Below are 18,636 nucleotides of genomic sequence, written 5' to 3' on the forward strand. Positions count from 1 at the left end.
ATTTCATAGGCGCAGAAGTCGCGGGTCTGACGGGTTTTTGAAAAGCGGAAGATGCAGCCGGAGAATTGCCGAGGCTCCGAGCCGTCGCCCGGGTCGATCGAGAACGTGGCATCGCGGCCCACGTACTCCATCCGGTCCAGGTCCATCGGATGGGTCAATCGGATCTTGACGCTGTAGGGTTCGCCCAGGCGCTCCGTGGCTTCGAATGACACCACGGACAGGGCAGCAGCACTGCTGGCACCGGGCACCTTCAAGTGATAGGGCTGCAGTCCAGTCACGGACCTCGGCAGCCCGTCGCCCCATGATTTCAGTTCGTCCGTCACATCCGTCACTGTTGCTTGCTCCTTACCAGCCGTGATCGCGTTCTCCGAACAGGCCGTCGCTTGCGACGCGAGGCCGACATTCTCGTGCGTCAAAACCTTACGCCGCTATCCGACAAGCGAGAACAGCCAATGCGTCGCGCAAACAACAGAAACTGAATAAAATCTGAAATAATATTTTTATGATTTACAGATATTTATTTTTTATTTAAATCACAAACAAAAATACACTACACTCCGATATAAGAAATTTTTAATTCTGAAATATGCTAATCGAGATATTTTGGAAAATTTCCAAGGGTCGATCTGCAAGAACGACTTCAACTCCATCTTGCCGACTACTACCCAATGCCCGGACCGTGGGTGGAGATCGACGAGCTGGAAGGCGGCCTGTCGCGCTTGATCAAGGGCTGCGTGAACCGCCAACGGAAGGCAAAGAACGCCGCGGTGTGCCAAGAGACAGCGACGCGCTGGACCACTCGAAGCTGGGCGAGATTGACTATGTGAGGAAAGGCATTCGCACGAAAGCACTGACGAATGTCAGACGCGGGCTTTGACGTCGAAGCGCTGCGGATGGCCGGCGCGTATGCCGATAGGTCGACGACCGAGGGATACAGTAAGCAGCACGACGTGCTGCTCTCTCGGTGGTGAAATTGACGCCGCCTGCCGCGTGATATTGGACACTCTCCAACATCCGGGATTAGAAAAGCGGGAATCAGAAAAGACGAAGCCCGCACAACCTAGTGATTGTGCGGGCTATATCTGGTCGGGGCGAGAGGATTTGAACCTCCGACCACCTGCACCCCATGCAGGTACGCTACCAGGCTGCGCTACGCCCCGAAGAAGAACGAGATTATATCAGAGCCATTGCCGATGGCTAGGGGTTGCAGGCAATTTATTCGTGTCGCGCAATCTCTTTGAGTTGTGCCAGCAGATGTTGCACCTCTACGAGGTCGCGGCGCAGCGTGTTTAGGTCCACCGACAGTACTTGTGCAGCGTTGCCGGACGCAACTTGCGCGTCATCCTTTTCCAACGGCATGGCGGCGCCATGGTGACGTCCTTCGTCGAGACGATTACGCGCGCCGTTGATCGTGAAGCCCTGTTCGTACAGCAGTTCGCGGATTCGCCGAATCAACAGCACTTCATGGTGCTGATAATAGCGGCGATTTCCACGGCGCTTGACTGGCTTGAGCTGCGTGAACTCCTGCTCCCAGTAGCGCAACACGTGTGGCTTGACGGCGCAAAGGTCGCTGACCTCACCGATGGTGAAGTAGCGTTTTGCGGGAATCGGCGGCAGCGCGACGCGCTCGCTGGATTTTTCCGTCATGCGATCAAGAGACTGATGTCAGGCCGTAGGGCGAGACTCGGTTGGCGCGTCCGGCGCGCAGCATTGCAGGATACCTATAGCAAACGCCGCGGGCAATCCGCTTGTCGAGCGAAAAGGAGGGGGGTGTATGGGCGACGCTACGGCGGACTGCAATCTGACGCGCGAACATGGCGCTTCAAATATTGGCCGATGCGTCAGCCCGGATGCGCCTGATCGGCGCGCTCCTCGACCAGGCTCTTGAGTTTCTGGCTGGCATGGAACGTCACCACCCGGCGCGCCGTGATCGGAATGATCTCACCCGTTTTAGGATTGCGGCCAGGACGTTGGGCTTTGTCGCGCAACTGGAAATTGCCGAAGCCCGACAGCTTGACGCTATCGCCCTGCTCCAACGCTTCGCGAATCACGTCGAAAAACGCTTCGACCATATCTTTCGATTCGCGCTTGTTCAGGCCAACCTGGTCGAACAGCATCTCTGCGAGTTCGGCCTTGGTCAGGGTCGGCACCTCGGTTGCGCGGGCTTCCGGCGATGCATCGTCGAGGGAGGCAGTGTGCCGGTCGCTCACCTCGCCCAAATCTGCAGCATTCATGGAAATCGCGTCTCGATCGTTCATCCTTGATCGCTCTGTTAACTCTGTGTGGCGATCCGCCCGGGAGCTGTGCTCGGGCGCTCCAATGGCTGGCGTTCTGCTTAACCGCGCAGCCGGGCTTCGAAGCCTGCCGTCAGCGCATCGATCATGCAGCGTACCGCACTGTCGACTGTCTCGTCCTGGAGGGTCGCCCCAGTATCTTGCAAGGTCAGGCGGAACGCAAGGCTTTTCTCATCCACGCCGATGGCGGCCGAAGCGGCCTTCGGACGGAACTCGTCGAACAATGCCAGGCTCTGGACGAAATGGCCCAGGCCGGCGTTATCGAGCGCGGCGCGCATGGCGTCCAGCATGTCCTGCACGCGCACCTGCTGCTTGACCACCACCGCCAGATCGCGCACGGCGGCAGGGAATTTCGAGATTTCCGAGTATGCCGGCAGACCGACGTCACGCAGCGCATCGAGCTCCAGTTCGAACACCACCGGTGCGTTGGTCAGTTCGTACTCCTGCAGCCAGCGCGGATGCAATTCGCCGACCACGCCGACCGGCTTGCCGTCGACAATCACGCGAGCCGCACGGCCCGGGTGCAACGCGGGATGCGCAACCGGCTCGAAGCGCGGCGTGCGCGGATGAAACAGCGATTCCACGTCGCCCTTGATGTCGAAGAAGTCGACCTGGCGAGTGGCCACGCCCCATTGCTCTTCGAAGGCCGGACCATAGGCAATCCCCGCTGCCATCATCGGCTGGTGATAGCCGGCCACGGTCAGACCGCCATCGGCAACATTCGCGTCGCGATGGAATACACGACCCACCTCGAACAGGCGTACACGCGACGCTTTGCGGTTGAGGTTGTAGCGCACCTTGTCGACCAGCCCACCAAGCAGCGTCGAACGCATCACCGCCAGTTGGCTGGCGATAGGATTAAGCAGGCGGATCGGGTTGTCGTTGGCGGCGAAGTCACGTTCCCACTTCTCCTCGACGAACGCGAAATTGATCACCTCGTTGAAGTCGCGGGCCGCCAGCGCGTGCCGCACGACATGCTGCGAACGGCGCCCTTCGTTGGTCGGACGCATTTCGCTTTCCGCCACCGGCGGGCGCGCGGGAATCCGCTCGAAACCATAAATCCGCGCGACTTCCTCGATCAGGTCTTCCTCGATCTCGAGATCGAAACGGTAGCTGGGCGGCGTCACCTCGAACACCTCGCCATCGGCGCCAACCGTGCGCGTGAATGGCAGTTGCAGTCGCTGGAACACATCGGTGATTTCCGCCGACGAGAGTTCGATGCCCAGCACGCGTTCGGCACGCGCCACGCGCAGCTTGACCGGCTGACGCTGCGGCAGATTGACGATCTGATCGTCGACCGGGCCAGCCTGGCCGCCGCAGATTTGCAGGATCAGCGCGCTAATGCGCTCGATATGCTCCACCGTGGTGGCGTAATCCACGCCACGCTCGAAGCGGTGCGCCGCGTCGGTCGAAAAGTTGTAACGACGCGCGCGGCCCTGGATCGCATTCGGCCACCAGAACGCCGCTTCCAGATAGATATTGGTCGTGTCGAGCGACACCGCGGTGCTATCGCCGCCCATGATGCCGGCCAGGCTCTCGATTTCCTTGTCGTCGGAGATCACGCCGACCTGCTCGTCGACTTCCACCGTGTTGCCGTTCAGCAGCTTGAGCTGTTCGCCCTTGCGGCCCCAGCGCACGTCCAGCCCGCCATGGATCTTGTCCAGGTCGAACACGTGCGACGGACGGCCAAGTTCGAGCATGACGTAGTTCGAGATATCGACCAGGGCCGACACGCTGCGCTGCCCCGAGCGCTCGAGGCGCTGGACCATCCACGCCGGCGTGGCGGCACGCGCGTTGACGCCGCGGATAATGCGGCCCGAGAAACGGCCGCACAGGTCGGGGGCTGAAATCCTGACCGGCAGCTTGTCCTGCAGCGTCACCGCCACGGGCGTCATGTCGGGCAGTACAAGGTCGGCGCCGGTGAGGGCCGATACTTCGCGCGCCACACCGTGGATCGACAGGCAGTCCGCCTTGTTGGGCGTCAGCTTGATCGTGAAGACCTGATCGTCGAGATCGAGATACTGGCGGATGTCCTGCCCCACCGGCGCATCTTCCGGCAGGATCATCAGTCCGCCATGATCTTCCGAGAGCTTCAGTTCACGCGCCGAGCACAGCATGCCGTAGCTGTCGACACCGCGCAGCTTGCCCACCTTGATCTCGAAGGGCTTGCCATCGGCTTCGGCCGGCGGCAGCACGGCGCCCACCAGCGCGCACGGCACCTTGATGCCAGGCTTGACATTGGGCGCGCCGCAAACGATCTGCAGCGTCTCACCGGTGCCCGCATCGACCTGGCACACGTTAAGGCGATCGGCATTGGGATGGCGTTCGGTCGCAAGCACGCTGGCCACGACGATCTTGTTGAACGGCGGCGCAACCGGGCCCACCTCCTCCACTTCCAGCCCCGCCATAGTCAGGGTGTGCGACAGCACGTCGGTGGAGATCTTTGCAGGATTGGCGAACGTGCGAAGCCAGGATTCCGAGAATTGCATGGCGCTTCTGATCCGGTAGGTATTCTGTAATGTCTGTGACGATATGCGTTCTGTGCTGGGCGTCAGGCCATCAGCGGCAATCAGGCGAACTGGCGCAGAAAGCGCACATCGCCTTCGAAGAACAGCCGCAGGTCATTGATGCCATAGCGCAGCATCGTCAGGCGCTCCAGGCCGGAGCCGAACGCGAAGCCGATGTAGCGCTCGGGATCGAGCCCCATGTTGCGCAGGACGTTCGGGTGCACCTGGCCGGAGCCGGAGATTTCCAGCCATTTGCCGTTACCGAACGCCATGTCGATTTCGGCCGACGGCTCCGTGAACGGGAAGTACGACGGGCGGAAGCGCACCTGGATGTCGTCGCGCTCGAAAAACTTGCGCAGGAAATCGGTATAGACGCCCTTCAGATCGGCAAAGCTCACGTCCTCGCCGATCCACAGGCCTTCCACCTGATTGAACATCGGCGAATGGGTGGCGTCGCTGTCGACGCGATAGGTGCGGCCCGGGCAGATGACCTTGATCGGCGGCATCGGCTTGCCTGCGTACTTCTGCACATGCATGCGTGCGTAGCGGACCTGCATCGGGCTGGTGTGCGTACGTAGCAGCAACAACTTGCCCTCGCTGTCGCGACCATCCACATAGAACGTGTCCTGCATCGAACGCGCCGGGTGATTGTCCGGGTTGTTCAAGGCGGTGAAGTTCATCCAGTCGGTCTCGATTTCCGGACCATCGGCCACGTCGAAACCGATTGAACCGAAGATCTGCTCGACACGTTCCCACGTGCGCATCACCGGGTGGGTGCTGCCGCGCGACACGGCGCGGCCGGGCAGCGTGACGTCGATGGCTTCGGCAGCCAGGCGCGCATTCATCAGCGCATCGGCCAGCGCCTGGCGACGCGCCTGCAGTGCGGCCTCGACCTGCTGCTTGACCTGGTTGATGCGGGCGCCTTCGGTCTTGCGCGCTTCGGGGTCCAGCTTGCCCAGCCCCTTCAGCAGTTCGGTCAGCGCGCCCGTCTTACCGAGGAAGCGTGCTTTTTCGTTTTCCAGCGTGGCGTTGTCGTTGGCGGCAGCGAAGGCGGCCTGTGCGTCGGCGACGATTTGATCCAGATCCTGGGACATGACGGCAATACGTGGACAGTACGTGGAAGGGATGGCACTACGCGCGCAATGTTACGTGCAGTGAGGCATTTCGGATGCTGCGTCGGATTTCGCTTGAGACTCGTCTTACGTGTCTCATGCCATCTTGTCGACGCGGCATTCGAAATGAAAACGGGGCTCGGTAAGGAGCCCCGTTTCATCAGACCTTACGGTCGGTGCTTGCCCGGAAACGCCATCCGGCGCTTCCGAAACCGGCATCAGGCAACGGTGGCTTTCACCTGGTTGACGATGGCGGCAAAGGCAGGCTTGTCATGGATGGCCATGTCCGACAACACCTTGCGGTCCAGTTCGATCGAAGCCTTCTTCAGGCCGTTCATGAACACGCTGTACGTCATGCCATGCTCACGCGTCGCGGCATTGATACGTGCAATCCAGAGTGCGCGGAACACGCGCTTCTTGTTGCGACGATCGCGGTACGCGTACTGACCAGCACGCATGACCGCCTGCTTGGCGATACGGTAGACATTATTGCGACGGCCGCGGTAACCCTTGGCAGCGTCGATGACTTTCTTGTGACGGGCCCGTGCAGTGACCCCACGCTTGACTCGAGGCATGTAAAACTCCTTTCGTTATCGTTTGGGGTTATGCGTAAGGCATCATCGCACGGACAGACTTCAGGTTCGTCTCATGGACGTCCTGGGTGCCGCGCAGTTGACGCTTGTTCTTGGTGGTCTTCTTGGTCAGGATGTGACGCTTGAAGGCCTGGCCACGCTTGAACGAACCGTTCGGGCGCGCCGTAAAGCGCTTGGAAGCGCTTTTCTTGGTCTTCATCTTAGGCATGAAAAACTCCAGCTCTATGACATGCATGCAGGTGGACGGCTCACGCCATCGCTTGCAAGACCCGCATCCACTTGTTTTTGTACGCAGCTCAGCAGGCGATGCCTGCCGGTCACGCACGGGTTCTGCGCAAAACAACGCCGGGATGCACGTGGCATCCCGGCCGTCGCTTCGCACAAGAATTACTTCTTCTTCTTGGGGGCCAGCACCATCACCATCTGGCGACCTTCCATCTTCGGCATCTGCTCGACCTGACCCAGTTCCTCCAGGTCAGCCTTCAGACGCTCGAGCATGCGCGCGCCGATTTCCTGGTGGGCCATTTCACGACCGCGGAAACGCAGCGTGATCTTGGTCTTGTCCCCATCCTCCAGGAAACGCCTCAGGTTGCGCAGCTTGACGTTGTAGTCTCCATCATCCGTGCCAGGACGGAATTTCACTTCCTTGACCTGGATGATCTTCTGCTTGAGCTTGGCCTCGTGGGCGCGCTTGGCTTCCTCGTACTTGAACTTGCCGTAGTCCATGATGCGGGCCACGGGTGGAACTGCGTTGGGCGCAATCTCCACGAGATCCAAGTCCTTGTCCTCGGCCATGCGCAGTGCGTCCATGAACTTGACGATGCCGAGCTGTTCGTTATCAACCCCTACCAGGCGCAGCTCAGGCGCGCTGATTTCTCGGTTGATACGGTGACCTTTGTCTGTAGCGATGTTCCGTTACCTCAAGAAGACAAAAAAACAAGCCGTGCTTTCCACCCTCAGGCTTTGCTGGAGACGTCGTTTTGCAGACGATCCACAAACGCGGAGACGGGCATGACACCCAGATCCACATTGCCACGGGCACGCACGGCCACTTGATTGGCGTCCCGCTCCTTGTCGCCTACCACCAGCAGGTAAGGGATCTTCTGAAGCGAGTGCTCGCGGATTTTATACGTAATTTTCTCGTTACGCAAATCCGCCTTGGCCCTAAACCCTTGTTTTTGCAAGAGTTGCACGACGCTTTCGGCATATTCCGCCTGCGAGTCGGCGATGTTCATGACCACTACCTGTTCCGGCGCAAGCCACGCGGGCAGCGCACCGGCGTGGTTTTCGAGCAGGATACCCAGGAAGCGCTCGAACGAACCGAGGATCGCACGGTGCAGCATGACCGGACGCTTGCGCGAATTGTCCTCGGAGACGTATTCGGCACCCAGACGCTCCGGCAGCACCAGATCGAGCTGGAGCGTGCCGCATTGCCACGACCGGCCAATCGCATCCTTGATGTGATATTCGACCTTCGGACCGTAGAACGCGCCCTCGCCAGGAAGCTCTTCCCACTCCACGCCGCAGGCGCGCAGCGCCAAGCGCAGACCCTCTTCGGCGTGGTCCCAGATCGCATCCGAGCCGGCGCGCTTTTCCGGGCGCAACGACAGCTTCACCTTGACGTCCTTGAAGCCAAAGTCTTCATAGACCGAAAACGCCAGTTCATTAAAAGCCTTCGCCTCTTCCACGATCTGCTCTTCCGTGCAGAAGATATGGGCGTCGTCCTGCACGAAACCGCGCACGCGCATCAGGCCATGCAACGCACCCGACGGCTCGTTACGATGGCACGCGCCGAATTCGGCCAGGCGCAACGGCAGGTCGCGATAAGAGCGCAGGCCGTGATTGAAGATCTGAACATGGCCCGGGCAGTTCATCGGCTTGATCGCGTAGTCGCGCTTCTCCGATTCCGTGACGAACATGTTCTCTTTGTAATTGTCCCAATGGCCGGATTTTTCCCAAAGGGAACGATCCATCACCTGGGGCGTGCGCACTTCCTGATAACCGGCGTCCGTGAGGCGGCCACGCATGTACTGCTCAACGGCCTGCCAGACGCTCCAGCCCTTCGGGTGCCAGAACACCATGCCCGGCGCTTCCTCCTGCAGGTGGAACAGGTCCAGCGTCTTGCCCAGGCGACGGTGGTCGCGCTTCTCGGCCTCCTCGAGCATCGTCAGGTACGCGTCCTGGTCTTCCTTGCGGGCCCACGCCGTACCGTAGATGCGCTGGAGCATCTCGTTGTTCGAATCGCCGCGCCAGTACGCGCCCGCCACCTTCATCAGCTTGAAGACCTTGAGCTTGCCCGTCGACGGCACGTGCGGACCACGGCACAGATCGACGAATTTGCCCTCGCGATACAGGCCAATTTCCTGATCGGCGGGAATGGACGCGATGATCTCCGCCTTGTATTTCTCGCCCATCGATTCGAACAACGCCACCGCTTCGTCGCGATTCCAGACTTCGCGCGTGACTTTCTCGTCCTTGCGCGCCAGCTCCATCATCTTCTTCTCGATAGCAGCCAGATCCTCGGGCGTGAAGGGACGCTTATAGGAAAAGTCGTAATAGAAACCGTTGTCGATCACCGGCCCGATCGTCACCTGCGCGTCCGGATACAACTCCTTCACGGCGTAGGCCAGCAAGTGCGCCGTCGAGTGGCGAATCACATCGACGCCGTCGGCATCCTTGTCCGTGACGATTGCCAGCGACGCATCGTGGTCGATCGTATGGCTCGTGTCGACGAGGCGGCCATCGACCTTGCCGGCGAGCGCGGCCTTGGCCAGCCCCGAGCCGATGCTTTGCGCCACTTCGGCCACCGTGACGGGACCGGGAAACTCACGACGGGAACCGTCAGGCAACGTGATTGCGATCATCTTGAACCTCTTCTGGATTCCGCCACGCCGGCTTCTTGGGGGCCTGGGCGCGGCAGCATAGCAACTTTTGTGGCGCCGATCCGTCAGATGCGACAACGCATGCACCGGACGAAACAGCTACGAATCTTTCTTGCCGCCCCGCGCAGTCGCGGGCAACGCGGCAGCTTATCAGGAGGCTGGTAGACGACAGACGAAAAAAAACGCGGCCAAGGCCGCGTTTTTCTTTGAATCCCCGCTTTATTCTGCGGGTCGAAGGCGCACCTCGACTACTGTCGCTAACCAGCGGTAGTAGTTCGAGTTGTCATGTTCATGATGCTTTTCCGTGCCCTGATAAGGTTGATCGGATCTGCTGCCTGAAACTGAATGCCGCGGCCTTCGACTGCCGACAGATGCAGGGTACTTCCTGTTCGTTGGTAGGCTCGATTGGACTCGAACCAACGACCCCCACCATGTCAAGGTGGTGCTCTAACCAGCTGAGCTACGAGCCTAGCGAAGCGCAGATTATAAACTTATTTTCGCCGGGCGTGCAACACCCCCTGCACATCCTCGATGATCGACAGCGCGCGCTGCAACTGGGTGGCCTCGGCAACTTCCGCCGTGAACTGCATGCGCGCCACACCCTTGCTGGAAAGCGTCTTCACGCCGGTCACGTTGATCTTCTCGCGCGAAAGCACTTCGGAAATATCGCGCAGCAAACCCTGCCGGTCGATCGCCTCGACCTGGATGTCGACGGGATAGACGGCATCGCTGCGCTTGCCCCATTCGGTCTGGATCACCCGTTCTGGGGCGCGCCCGGACAGTTGGAGAAAGGTGCTGCAGTTGCGGCGATGGATCGACACACCCCGGCCGCGCGTGACGAAGCCGACGATATCGTCGGGTGGCGCCGGCTTGCAGCACCGCGACATCTGCGTCATCAGCGAATCCACGCCAACCACCAGCACGCCGCTCTTGGCGCCGCGCGCCACGCTGGTGGCACGGCTCTTTTTGGTGACCGCATCCTCTTCGCTGAACTGAGGCTGCGCCTCGCCCTCTGGGTGGCGCAGCGCGTGCTCCACATGTCGCAGGCTGAACTCTTCCTTGGCCACCGCCGCGTAGAGATCGTCGGTCGACTTGAAATTCAGGCGCGTCGCCAGGTCGTCGAGATTGACCGCGGTCTTGCCCTCGCGCTGCAGTGTCTTTTCGATCAGCGCACGGCCTTGCGCGATGGTTTCCTGCGAATCCAGCGCGTTGAACCACGCCCGCACCTTCGCGCGCGCACGACTACTGGCCAGATAGCCAAGTTCGGCATTGAGCCAGTCACGCGACGGGCCGCCCTGCTTGACGGCCACGATTTCCACGGTCTGGCCGTTCTTCAGCGGCGTGTTCAGCGGCACCATCGCGCCGTCCACGCGCGCGCCACGGCAGCGGTGCCCCAGATCGCTGTGCAGGTAATAGGCGAAATCCACCGGCGTGGCGCCCTGCGGCAACGCGACCACGCGCGCCTGCGGCGTCAACACATAGATGTGATCATCGATCGCCGCGTGCTTGAGCTGCTCCCACGGCGAGTCCTCGTGCGCGACGGAGTGATCGGCATCGTCCTTCCACGCCAGCAGTTGGCGCAGCCATGCGATCTTCTCGTCGTAGGCATTGTCGGCGGCAAACTGTCCGCTGTAGCCCTTGCCGCCGGCTTCCTTGTAGCGCCAGTGGGCGGCCACGCCGTATTCGGCGAAGTGATGCATTTCGTGCGTGCGGATCTGCACCTCGAACGCCCGGCCGTCGTCGCCGATCACCACCGTATGCAGCGACTTGTAACCATTGGCCTTGGGCCGCGAAATGTAGTCGTCGAACTCACGCGGGATGGGTTGCCAGATGTGGTGCACGATGCCAAGGACCGTATAGCAATCCTTGATATCGTCGACGATCACGCGGAACGCTCGCACATCGTACAGATCGGCAAAATCGAGCTCCTTGCCGCGCATCTTCTTCCAGATGCTGTAGATGTGCTTGGGCCGTCCCGACACCTCGGCGCGAATGCCCGCCGCGGCCAGTTCCGACTGCAGGCGTTCGATGGCCTGGGCGATGAAACCTTCACGCTCGATGCGCTTTTCGTCGAGCAGTTTTGCGATGCGCTTATACGTGTCGGGCTGCTCGAAACGGAACGCGAGATCCTCGAGTTCCCATTTCATCTGCCAGATACCGAGACGATTTGCCAGCGGTGCGTAGATATCCAGCGTCTCGCGCGCCACGCCTGGCAGCGGCGGGTTCTTGGTCTGCGCCAGCCAGCGCAGCGTCTGCAGCCGCGACGCCAACCGCACCAGCACCACGCGGATGTCCTGCGCAAATGCCAGCAGCATCTTGCGCAGCGCCTCGACCTGCTCCTGCCGTGCAGCCACCTGCGACTTGGACGCCTCGGATACGTCCGCCTGCGTCACGGCGATCGCGCCGATCCGCAGCAGCTGGCGTACGCCCTTCACCAGCCGCGTGACTTCGTCGCCAAAGCGCGATGCGATCTGGTCTTCGACGCCCGGTACGAATGCTTCGGCCGCGAACAGGCAGGCGGCCGCACGGGCCGCATCGTCCACACGCAGGCCATCGAGAATGCGCAGCATCCCTTCGGCATGCGACAGCACGCTTTCGCCGGTCGGCAGCAGCGTGGGCGTGGCGCCGTCGGCCACCTCGCGCACGAAAGCCAGGGCCCGTTCGACCAGGCCGGCGTCCGGAACGCCGGCCGTCTGACCGGTCAGCTCAGTCGACGTCACCATTTCACAGCATCCGGCATCAGTTCAGGGCGGCGGTGACCACCACTTCGATCAGATAATCGGGATTGGCCAGTTTTGCCTCCACGGTCGCACGCGGCGGCGTATTGCCCTGCGGCACCCATGCATCCCACACTTCGTTCATCTCGCCGATGCGGGTCACGTCGGTCAGAAAGATCTGACACATCAGGATGCGCGTCTTGTCGCTGCCAGCCTCTGCCAGCAGGCGATCGATATGCCCCAGCACTTCGCGCGTCTGGCCGCGCAGATCGGCCTTGGGATCGACTTCGGGCACCTGTCCGGCCAGATAGACCACGCCGTTATGCACGGCATATTCGGACAGACGCTTGCCCACATGGGCGCGCTTCAGGGTGTTGGTGCTCATATCGCTGTCTTCAACTGAAAATTGCTTAGGTGCCAAGAAAAAAATTACGTGCGATCGCGATCTGCGCCGGATCGACAAACGTCGGCGCATGCCCGACGTCGGCGATTTCCACCGTCGAGACCTGCTTGCCGCGTGCCACCATTTCGGCGACGGTCTCGCGCAGCAGCAGATCCGATTGCGCGCCACGCACGATCAGCGTGGGGCCCGTGGCGGCCTCGAACATCTTCCACAACATCGCTTCGCCCGCCAGCACCGCCTCCGGAGGCGTTTCCTTGAACGGCACGGCCAGCGCCGGATCGTAGTGCAACCCCCACTCCAGCGATTCGGCGCCCTGTACAGGCTTGAGGATTGCGCTGTTCAGTTCGCGCCATTGCTCGGGCGTATGACGGCCGAACGACGCACTGATCGTCTGCAGATAAGCAAGGCCCTCTTCGAAGGTCTTGAACCGCACGGGCAGACCCAGGTACGCGCCGATGCGCTCCATCGCCTGGGCCGCGATGCGCGGGCCGACATCATTGAGCAGCAGCTTGCGCACCGGCGAATTCGGCAGCCCGGCCAGGCCCATGCCGATCAGGCCGCCCATCGACGTGCCGAACCAGTCGACCCGTTCCACGTTGAGCCGTGCAATCAGCGTGACCATATCGGACACGTACTGCGGCACCGTGTAGAAATGCGGATCGGCCAGCCAGTCCGAACGGCCGCGCCCGACCACATCGGGGCAGACCACGCGATACTCGTCCGACATCGCTCGCGCCAGCGCATCGAAATCGCGCCCGGTGCGCGTCAGCCCGTGCACGCAGACCAGCACGCGCGAATTCGCCGGATCCCCCCATTCGTGATAAGCCATGCGATGCAGGCCCGCGGGACTGATGCACTGTACGAAACCAAGACGCGGACTGGAAGACATCTGTACTCCCTGCGATTTCCGCCGCATTCCCTGCGGCGTGTCAGTAATTCGAAGCGGGACTTCGGAAAAGCCTGCAAAGCGGCATGCGCAGGCGATCGACCAAAGCCGGATTGTACGCCCAGCGAGTACAATGCCACAGCACATCCTGACACTCCCGACGGAGGCTTACATGCTCAACGGCAAGACGGCATTGGTCACGGGCTCGACCAGTGGAATCGGACTCGGCATCGCGCAGGCCCTGGCCGCGCAAGGCGCGAACATTATTGTCAACGGCTTCGGTGACGCAGACGGCGCAAAGGCGGAAATCGCGCGGGCCGGCAGTGGCATCCAGGTTGGCTATCACGGCGCCGATATGAGCAAGGCGGCCGAAATCGAAGACATGATGCGCTACGCGGAAAAAGACTTCGGCGGCGTGGATATCCTGGTCAATAACGCTGGCATCCAGTTCGTGGCCAAGATCGAGGAGTTCCCGGTGGATCGCTGGGACGCGATCATCGCCATCAACCTGACCTCGGCCTTCCACACCACGCGCCTCGCGTTGCCGTCGATGAAGACGAAAAACTGGGGCCGCATCATCAACGTGGCATCGACGCACGGCCTGGTCGCATCGGCGGAAAAATCGGCCTATGTCGCCGCCAAGCACGGCATCGTCGGCTTCACCAAGGTCACTGCGCTGGAAACGGCGCAGACCGGCGTGACCGCCAACGCCATCTGCCCGGGCTGGGTGCTCACACCGCTGGTGCAGAAACAGGTCGAAGCGCGCGCGCAGAAGGAAGGCATTCCGGTCGAACAGGCCAAACGCGAGCTCGTGCTCGAAAAGCAGCCTTCGGGAGAGTTCGTCACGCCGGAAGAACTCGGCGCGCTGGCCGTGTTCCTGTCGAGCGACGCCGCCAAGCAGGTGCGCGGCGCGATCTGGAACATGGATGGCGGCTGGGTCGCGCAATAAGGAGCCCGATGATGACGCGTCGTCCATCGCGCCGCGCTGCCCTCTTTGCGCTGGGCAGCGGTGCATTGATGATGTCGCCGCTGGCGAGCCTGGCGCAGGCGCCGAGGCCGCTGGCCATCGATGTCTACAAGACTCCTACCTGCGGATGTTGCGAAGACTGGGTCAAGCATCTGCGTGACAACGGTTTTAAGGTGACCACGCACGATGTCGAGGACACCGCGCCGTACCGCACGAAATTCGGTATCCCGGAACGTTTTGGCTCGTGCCACACCGGCGTCATCCATGGCTACGGCATCGAGGGGCACGTACCCGCCGCGGACATCAAGAAGCTGATCGCCGCAAAGCCCAAGGCTGCCGGGCTGGCGGTGCCCGGCATGCCGGCGGGTTCGCCGGGCATGGAATATGGCCCACGCAAGGACCCGTTCGATGTACTGATCGTGAAGCCGGACGGCGCAGCTTCGGTGTTTTCGAGCTACAACAAAGCCAAGACCTGACGGCGCACTCCTCCGAATGCCTCGCGCCTTGCGTCACGCGCCGGGCGCATGGTCCGGGCCGCAAGCAACAAGCCCCTGCCGGCAATCACCGACAGGGGCTTTTTTGCGACGCTGTCCTGCGCGGCCGCTCAGATCAACGCAGCACCGGTCTTGGCCTGCACTTCCTCGCGGCTCACGCCCGGCGCGGTCTCGACGAGCTTCAGCCCTTCCGGCGTCACGTCGATCACGGCCAGATCGGTAATGATGCGGTTCACCACGCCCACGCCCGTCAGCGGCAGATTGCATTCCTTGAGGATCTTGATGTCCTCGCTGCCATCCTTCTTCTTGGCGGTGTGTTCCATCAACACCACCACGCGGCCGACGCCCGCCACCAGATCCATCGCGCCGCCCATGCCCTTGACCATCTTGCCCGGAATCATCCAGTTGGCCAGATCGCCGCGCTCGCTGACCTGCATCGCGCCCAGAATGGCCAGATTGATCTTGCCGCCGCGAATCATCGCGAACGAGTCCGCCGACGAGAAGATCGACGAACCCGGCAGCGTCGTGACCGTCTGCTTGCCGGCGTTGATCATGTCCGCGTCCACTTCATCTTCGGTCGGAAATGGCCCGATACCGAGCAGTCCGTTCTCCGACTGCAGCCACACTTCCATGCCCTGCGGCACGTGGTTGGCCACCAGGGTAGGCAGGCCGATGCCCAGGTTCACATAGAAGCCGTCCTGCAGTTCCGCCGCGGCGCGCGCGGCCATTTCATCACGTGTCCATGCCATGATCTGTCTCCTTACTTGGCACGCACGGTGCGCTGTTCGATGCGTTTTTCGGGGCTGGCGTTCAGCACGATGCGGTGCACGAAGATGCCGGGCAGATGCACGTCGTCCGGATCGATTTCGCCGATTTCGACGATCTCTTCCACCTCGGCCACGGTGATCTTGCCGGACATCGCGCACACCGGATTGAAGTTGCGCGCGGTGCGGCGGAACACGAGGTTGCCGGCCTTGTCCGCCTTCTTCGCCTTGACCAGCGCCACGTCGGAAACCAGCGACCGCTCCATCACATACTGCTGGCCGTCGAATTCGCGTACGTCCTTGCCCTCGGCGACGATGGTGCCCACGCCGGTCTTGGTGAAGAACGCGGGAATGCCCGATCCGCCGGCGCGCAGCTTTTCGGCCAGCGTGCCTTGCGGCGTGAATTCGAGCTCGAGTTCGCCGGCCAGGTACTGGCGCTCGAACTCCTTGTTTTCGCCGACGTACGAGGAAATCATCTTCTTGATCTGCCGCGTGGCGAGCAGCAGGCCCAGCCCGAAGCCGTCCACGCCGGCGTTGTTCGAGATGCAGGTAAGCTGCTTGGCGCCGCTGTCGCGCAGCGCCGCAATCAATGCCTCGGGAATGCCGCACAACCCGAAACCGCCCACGGCGATCGTCTGGCCGTCATGCACCACGCCCGCGAGCGCCTCGGCGGCGCTGGCGAAGACCTTGTTCATAGTTGCTCCTTCCTCGGTAGTCTCATGCGGACTCACCCAATACCGTGCGGGTTGTCCGGCGACGTTTTGACCCGCGTATGACCCAGGGCCACGCGCGGAAATTGTAACGGTACAATCGGCGGTCAGCGCCGCCTGTTGCCGACCGACAGCATACGTCAACGCGCCCCCGCAACGCCATTACGTAAAAGTACATAAGGGATAATGCCGTCCATCGACTACCAGACCGCCTTTCATCTGGCCCCCGTTGGCCTGGTGCTGTCCCGCGCCCGCGTGATCGAGGATTGCAACGACGAAGTCTGCCGGATCTTCGGCACGTCGCGCGAAGCGCTGGTGGGCGAATCGTTCCAGGTGCTATACCCGACGGCCGACGAGTTCGAACGTACCGGCGCGCGCATCGTGCCGGTGATGAACACCAAGGGGCTGTATTCCGACGAACGGATCATGAAGCGCGCCAGCGGCGAGCTGTTCTGGTGCCATGTCACGGGGCGCTCGCTCGATCGCAAGGACCCGTTGGGCGCCGGAATCTGGACCTTCGAGGACCTGTCCCAGAAACGGCCCGTCACTGCCGAACTGACCGCGCGCGAGCGCGATATCGCGGCGCAGCTGGTAGAGGGAAAGACCAGCAAGCAGATCGGCAAGCTGTTGTCGATCAGCCCGCGCACAGTGGATATCTACCGTGCGCGGCTGATGAAGAAATACGGCGCCCATACCGCCGTCGATCTGGTGCAGCGGCTGGTGAACCACTGAGCGCGGCTCGCCCGCCTGGCGCGACGCCGACGACAGGCGCACGACAAACCGCGACAGTCGCCAGACGGATGGTGATGGCCGCCCACGCAACCGCCGCGGAAGAAGACCGGGGCCGCACGAGGCCCCGCTCGGTTACGCCTCGATCAGCCGTCGGATCTCGTCCGGCACCGGGACCGATTTTTCCTGCGCGTAGTCGCACCACACCACCTTCGCGCCGCCCTCGGCCCACACCACATCGGGCAGATCGGTGCGGATCACCTCGATGCGGGTTTCGAAGCTGGATCGGCCGAGCTGGCCTGCGTACACGCGGCATTCGATGTTGCCGGGGTAGCGCAGTTGCTTCAGGAACGTCATGTGGGCGTTGATCAGCACGGGCCCATGGCCGTTAGCATCGCGGCCACTGCGCCCGATCGACTCGAACCACTCGATCCGCGCCTGCTCCAGATAGCGGAAATAGACGGTGTTGTTGACATGGCCCATGGCGTCCATGTCACCCCACCGTATCGGCATCACGCAGGTGAATACGTGCTTCATCAGCGCTTGGCGATCGACGCTTCGGCCTTGGTCACCAGATCTCCGCCGACCTGCTTCTTCCACTTGTCGTAGACCTTGGCAGTGGCCTTGCGGAATGCGTCGTGCTCGGCCGGCGTCAGCGTCGTCACCTTGACGCCATGCTGCTCCATGTCCTTCCAGGCCGGCGCGCCCGCCTCGACCAGGCCCTTGCGGGCGAGCGCGATTTCCTGCTTGCCCGCGTCGATGGCCGCCTGCTTGACGATCTCGCGATCAGCCGGCGTCCAGCTTTCCCAGATCTGCTTGTTGACCACGAAAATCAGCGGGTCGGCCACATAGCCCCAGGTCGTCACGTATTTCTGGCCCACCGTGTAGAGCTTGGCGGCCGCGAACACGCTCTGCGGATTCTCCTGGCCATCGACGGCGCCCGAGGCCATTGCTGGTTGCGCATCGGCCCAGCTCATCTGCGTCGGGTTGGCGCCCAGCGCGTTGAAGGTTTCGATATATAGCGGCGACCCCACCACGCGCAGCTTCAGCCCCTTCAGGTCTTCCGGCTTGCGGATTTCATGCTTGGAATTCGACACCTCGCGGAAGCCGTTTTCGCCCCAGGCCAGCGGCACCACGCCCGCCTTTTCCAGCGTCGCAAAGATCGACTTGCCGACTTCGCCCTGCGTCAGCGCGTCGAGCGCCTTGTAGTCGGGCATCAGGAAAGGCAGGGAGAACAGATTCAGTTCCTTCACCTGCGGCGACCAGTTGATGGTCGAGCCGACAGCCATGTCGATCACGCCCTGGCGAATCGCGGAAAACTCGCGCGTCTGGTCGCCGGCCACCAGCGATGTGCCCGGATAGAGCTTGATGTTGATGCGCCCATTGGTACGCTGCCGCACCAGATCGGCCCAGATTTCGCCGCCCTTGCCCCACGGAAACGCCGGCCCCAGCACCAGCGACATCTTGTATTCGGACTTGTAGGTCTGGGCCATGGCGGCCGGCGCGGCAAATGCGGCGGCGGCAATCGTGGCGGCAACGGACAACAGCAGGGCACGGCGTTTCATGCGGGAATCTCCT

19 protein-coding genes and 2 tRNA genes are annotated in these 18,636 nt (G+C 61.9%); 3 read left to right on the plus strand and 18 right to left on the minus strand.

What is annotated here, in order from left to right:
• From AC1RKI_RS10405 to phaZc, 14 genes are all read right to left on the minus strand, one after another.
• Positions 1-332, minus strand: a 332-nt coding sequence (locus tag AC1RKI_RS10405) for a contractile injection system protein, VgrG/Pvc8 family (protein WP_492795551.1), incomplete at its 3' end; no start/stop codon positions are given.
• 751 nt (positions 333-1,083) lie between these two features.
• Positions 1,084-1,160, minus strand: a tRNA-Pro gene (locus AC1RKI_RS10410).
• Positions 1,161-1,215: 55 nt separating this feature from the next.
• Positions 1,216-1,647: a MerR family transcriptional regulator gene (locus AC1RKI_RS10415; protein ID WP_150981599.1), complete on the minus strand. Its 432-nt coding sequence runs from the start codon at positions 1,645-1,647 to the stop codon at positions 1,216-1,218.
• Between the two features lie 194 nt (positions 1,648-1,841).
• Entirely contained in the window at positions 1,842-2,258 is a 417-nt protein-coding gene (locus tag AC1RKI_RS10420) for an integration host factor subunit alpha (protein WP_061959708.1), read from the minus strand.
• Between the two features lie 77 nt (positions 2,259-2,335).
• A complete protein-coding gene (pheT, locus tag AC1RKI_RS10425) occupies positions 2,336-4,783 on the minus strand; it encodes a phenylalanine--tRNA ligase subunit beta (RefSeq protein WP_492795227.1) in 2,448 nt (815 codons plus the stop codon).
• An 80-nt stretch (positions 4,784-4,863) separates the two neighbouring features.
• The gene (gene pheS / locus AC1RKI_RS10430) at positions 4,864-5,895 is read right to left on the minus strand and encodes a phenylalanine--tRNA ligase subunit alpha (protein ID WP_061960098.1); all 1,032 of its coding nucleotides are present in this window, start codon (positions 5,893-5,895) and stop codon (positions 4,864-4,866) included.
• Positions 5,896-6,131: 236 nt separating this feature from the next.
• Positions 6,132-6,488 carry a 50S ribosomal protein L20 gene (gene rplT, locus AC1RKI_RS10435; protein WP_008650487.1) on the minus strand — a complete coding sequence of 119 codons (357 nt, stop codon included), beginning with the start codon at positions 6,486-6,488 and terminating at the stop codon, positions 6,132-6,134.
• A gap of 28 nt (positions 6,489-6,516) precedes the next feature.
• Positions 6,517-6,714: a 50S ribosomal protein L35 gene (rpmI, locus tag AC1RKI_RS10440; RefSeq protein ID WP_006575466.1), complete on the minus strand. Its 198-nt coding sequence runs from the start codon at positions 6,712-6,714 to the stop codon at positions 6,517-6,519.
• Positions 6,715-6,893: 179 nt separating this feature from the next.
• Complete coding sequence (gene infC, locus AC1RKI_RS10445; RefSeq protein WP_084004318.1) at positions 6,894-7,415, minus strand: translation initiation factor IF-3; 522 nt, start codon at positions 7,413-7,415, stop codon at positions 6,894-6,896.
• A 47-nt stretch (positions 7,416-7,462) separates the two neighbouring features.
• Positions 7,463-9,370, minus strand: coding sequence for a threonine--tRNA ligase (thrS, locus tag AC1RKI_RS10450; protein ID WP_492795232.1), 1,908 nt, complete (start codon positions 9,368-9,370; stop codon positions 7,463-7,465).
• 411 nt (positions 9,371-9,781) lie between these two features.
• A tRNA-Val gene (locus tag AC1RKI_RS10455) sits at positions 9,782-9,858 on the minus strand.
• Positions 9,859-9,879: 21 nt separating this feature from the next.
• Positions 9,880-12,111, minus strand: a complete 2,232-nt coding sequence (locus AC1RKI_RS10460; protein ID WP_061960095.1) for a RelA/SpoT family protein — start codon at positions 12,109-12,111, stop codon at positions 9,880-9,882.
• Positions 12,112-12,127: 16 nt separating this feature from the next.
• Positions 12,128-12,490 (minus strand): RidA family protein, encoded by a 363-nt coding sequence (locus tag AC1RKI_RS10465; protein WP_061960094.1) that lies wholly within the window; start codon positions 12,488-12,490, stop codon positions 12,128-12,130.
• A gap of 25 nt (positions 12,491-12,515) precedes the next feature.
• Positions 12,516-13,397 carry a 3-hydroxybutyrate-oligomer hydrolase PhaZc gene (phaZc, locus tag AC1RKI_RS10470; RefSeq protein WP_150981602.1) on the minus strand — a complete coding sequence of 294 codons (882 nt, stop codon included), beginning with the start codon at positions 13,395-13,397 and terminating at the stop codon, positions 12,516-12,518.
• Positions 13,398-13,566: 169 nt separating this feature from the next.
• Here phaZc and AC1RKI_RS10475 point away from each other — a divergent pair, with 169 nt between their 5' ends.
• Together AC1RKI_RS10475 and AC1RKI_RS10480 are read left to right on the plus strand one after the other, a co-directional pair.
• Positions 13,567-14,343, plus strand: a complete 777-nt coding sequence (locus tag AC1RKI_RS10475; protein ID WP_227459691.1) for a 3-hydroxybutyrate dehydrogenase — start codon at positions 13,567-13,569, stop codon at positions 14,341-14,343.
• Positions 14,344-14,354: 11 nt separating this feature from the next.
• Positions 14,355-14,837, plus strand: coding sequence for a DUF411 domain-containing protein (locus AC1RKI_RS10480; protein WP_492795235.1), 483 nt, complete (start codon positions 14,355-14,357; stop codon positions 14,835-14,837).
• Positions 14,838-14,965: 128 nt separating this feature from the next.
• Here the strand turns inward: AC1RKI_RS10480 and AC1RKI_RS10485 are convergent, their stop codons facing one another.
• A complete protein-coding gene (locus AC1RKI_RS10485; protein WP_150981603.1) occupies positions 14,966-15,604 on the minus strand; it encodes a CoA transferase subunit B in 639 nt (212 codons plus the stop codon).
• Positions 15,605-15,615: 11 nt separating this feature from the next.
• Positions 15,616-16,314, minus strand: a complete 699-nt coding sequence (locus tag AC1RKI_RS10490) for a CoA transferase subunit A (RefSeq protein WP_061959777.1) — start codon at positions 16,312-16,314, stop codon at positions 15,616-15,618.
• 201 nt (positions 16,315-16,515) lie between these two features.
• Between AC1RKI_RS10490 and AC1RKI_RS10495 the strand changes: the two genes are divergently transcribed.
• Complete coding sequence (locus AC1RKI_RS10495; protein WP_061959776.1) at positions 16,516-17,061, plus strand: PAS and helix-turn-helix domain-containing protein; 546 nt, start codon at positions 16,516-16,518, stop codon at positions 17,059-17,061.
• A 132-nt stretch (positions 17,062-17,193) separates the two neighbouring features.
• Here the strand turns inward: AC1RKI_RS10495 and AC1RKI_RS10500 are convergent, their stop codons facing one another.
• A complete protein-coding gene (locus tag AC1RKI_RS10500) occupies positions 17,194-17,595 on the minus strand; it encodes an acyl-CoA thioesterase (protein WP_492795238.1) in 402 nt (133 codons plus the stop codon).
• Entirely contained in the window at positions 17,595-18,623 is a 1,029-nt protein-coding gene (locus AC1RKI_RS10505; protein ID WP_492795240.1) for a DctP family TRAP transporter solute-binding subunit, read from the minus strand. The genes AC1RKI_RS10500 and AC1RKI_RS10505 overlap by 1 nt, the downstream gene beginning before the upstream one ends.
• Between the last annotated feature and the right edge of the window lie 13 nt (positions 18,624-18,636).

The sequence above is a fragment of the Cupriavidus sp. GW822-FHT06G04 genome, assembly GCF_058799075.1.

Excerpts from the sequence above, each read along its gene's own strand:
- AC1RKI_RS10415 (WP_150981599.1), bottom strand. The coding sequence starts at position 1,647 with ATGACGGAAAAATCCAGCGAGCGCGTCGCGCTGCCGCCGATTCCCGCA.
- AC1RKI_RS10420 (WP_061959708.1), bottom strand. The coding sequence starts at position 2,258 with ATGAACGATCGAGACGCGATTTCCATGAATGCTGCAGATTTGGGCGAG.
- pheT (WP_492795227.1), bottom strand. The coding sequence starts at position 4,783 with ATGCAATTCTCGGAATCCTGGCTTCGCACGTTCGCCAATCCTGCAAAG.
- pheS (WP_061960098.1), bottom strand. The coding sequence starts at position 5,895 with ATGTCCCAGGATCTGGATCAAATCGTCGCCGACGCACAGGCCGCCTTC.
- rplT (WP_008650487.1), bottom strand. The coding sequence starts at position 6,488 with ATGCCTCGAGTCAAGCGTGGGGTCACTGCACGGGCCCGTCACAAGAAA.
- rpmI (WP_006575466.1), bottom strand. The coding sequence starts at position 6,714 with ATGCCTAAGATGAAGACCAAGAAAAGCGCTTCCAAGCGCTTTACGGCG.
- thrS (WP_492795232.1), bottom strand. The coding sequence starts at position 9,370 with ATGATCGCAATCACGTTGCCTGACGGTTCCCGTCGTGAGTTTCCCGGT.
- AC1RKI_RS10460 (WP_061960095.1), bottom strand. The coding sequence starts at position 12,111 with ATGGTGACGTCGACTGAGCTGACCGGTCAGACGGCCGGCGTTCCGGAC.
- AC1RKI_RS10465 (WP_061960094.1), bottom strand. The coding sequence starts at position 12,490 with ATGAGCACCAACACCCTGAAGCGCGCCCATGTGGGCAAGCGTCTGTCC.
- phaZc (WP_150981602.1), bottom strand. The coding sequence starts at position 13,397 with ATGTCTTCCAGTCCGCGTCTTGGTTTCGTACAGTGCATCAGTCCCGCG.
- AC1RKI_RS10475 (WP_227459691.1), top strand. The coding sequence starts at position 13,567 with ATGCTCAACGGCAAGACGGCATTGGTCACGGGCTCGACCAGTGGAATC.
- AC1RKI_RS10480 (WP_492795235.1), top strand. The coding sequence starts at position 14,355 with ATGACGCGTCGTCCATCGCGCCGCGCTGCCCTCTTTGCGCTGGGCAGC.
- AC1RKI_RS10485 (WP_150981603.1), bottom strand. The coding sequence starts at position 15,604 with ATGGCATGGACACGTGATGAAATGGCCGCGCGCGCCGCGGCGGAACTG.
- AC1RKI_RS10490 (WP_061959777.1), bottom strand. The coding sequence starts at position 16,314 with ATGAACAAGGTCTTCGCCAGCGCCGCCGAGGCGCTCGCGGGCGTGGTG.
- AC1RKI_RS10495 (WP_061959776.1), top strand. The coding sequence starts at position 16,516 with ATGCCGTCCATCGACTACCAGACCGCCTTTCATCTGGCCCCCGTTGGC.
- AC1RKI_RS10500 (WP_492795238.1), bottom strand. The coding sequence starts at position 17,595 with ATGAAGCACGTATTCACCTGCGTGATGCCGATACGGTGGGGTGACATG.
- AC1RKI_RS10505 (WP_492795240.1), bottom strand. The coding sequence starts at position 18,623 with ATGAAACGCCGTGCCCTGCTGTTGTCCGTTGCCGCCACGATTGCCGCC.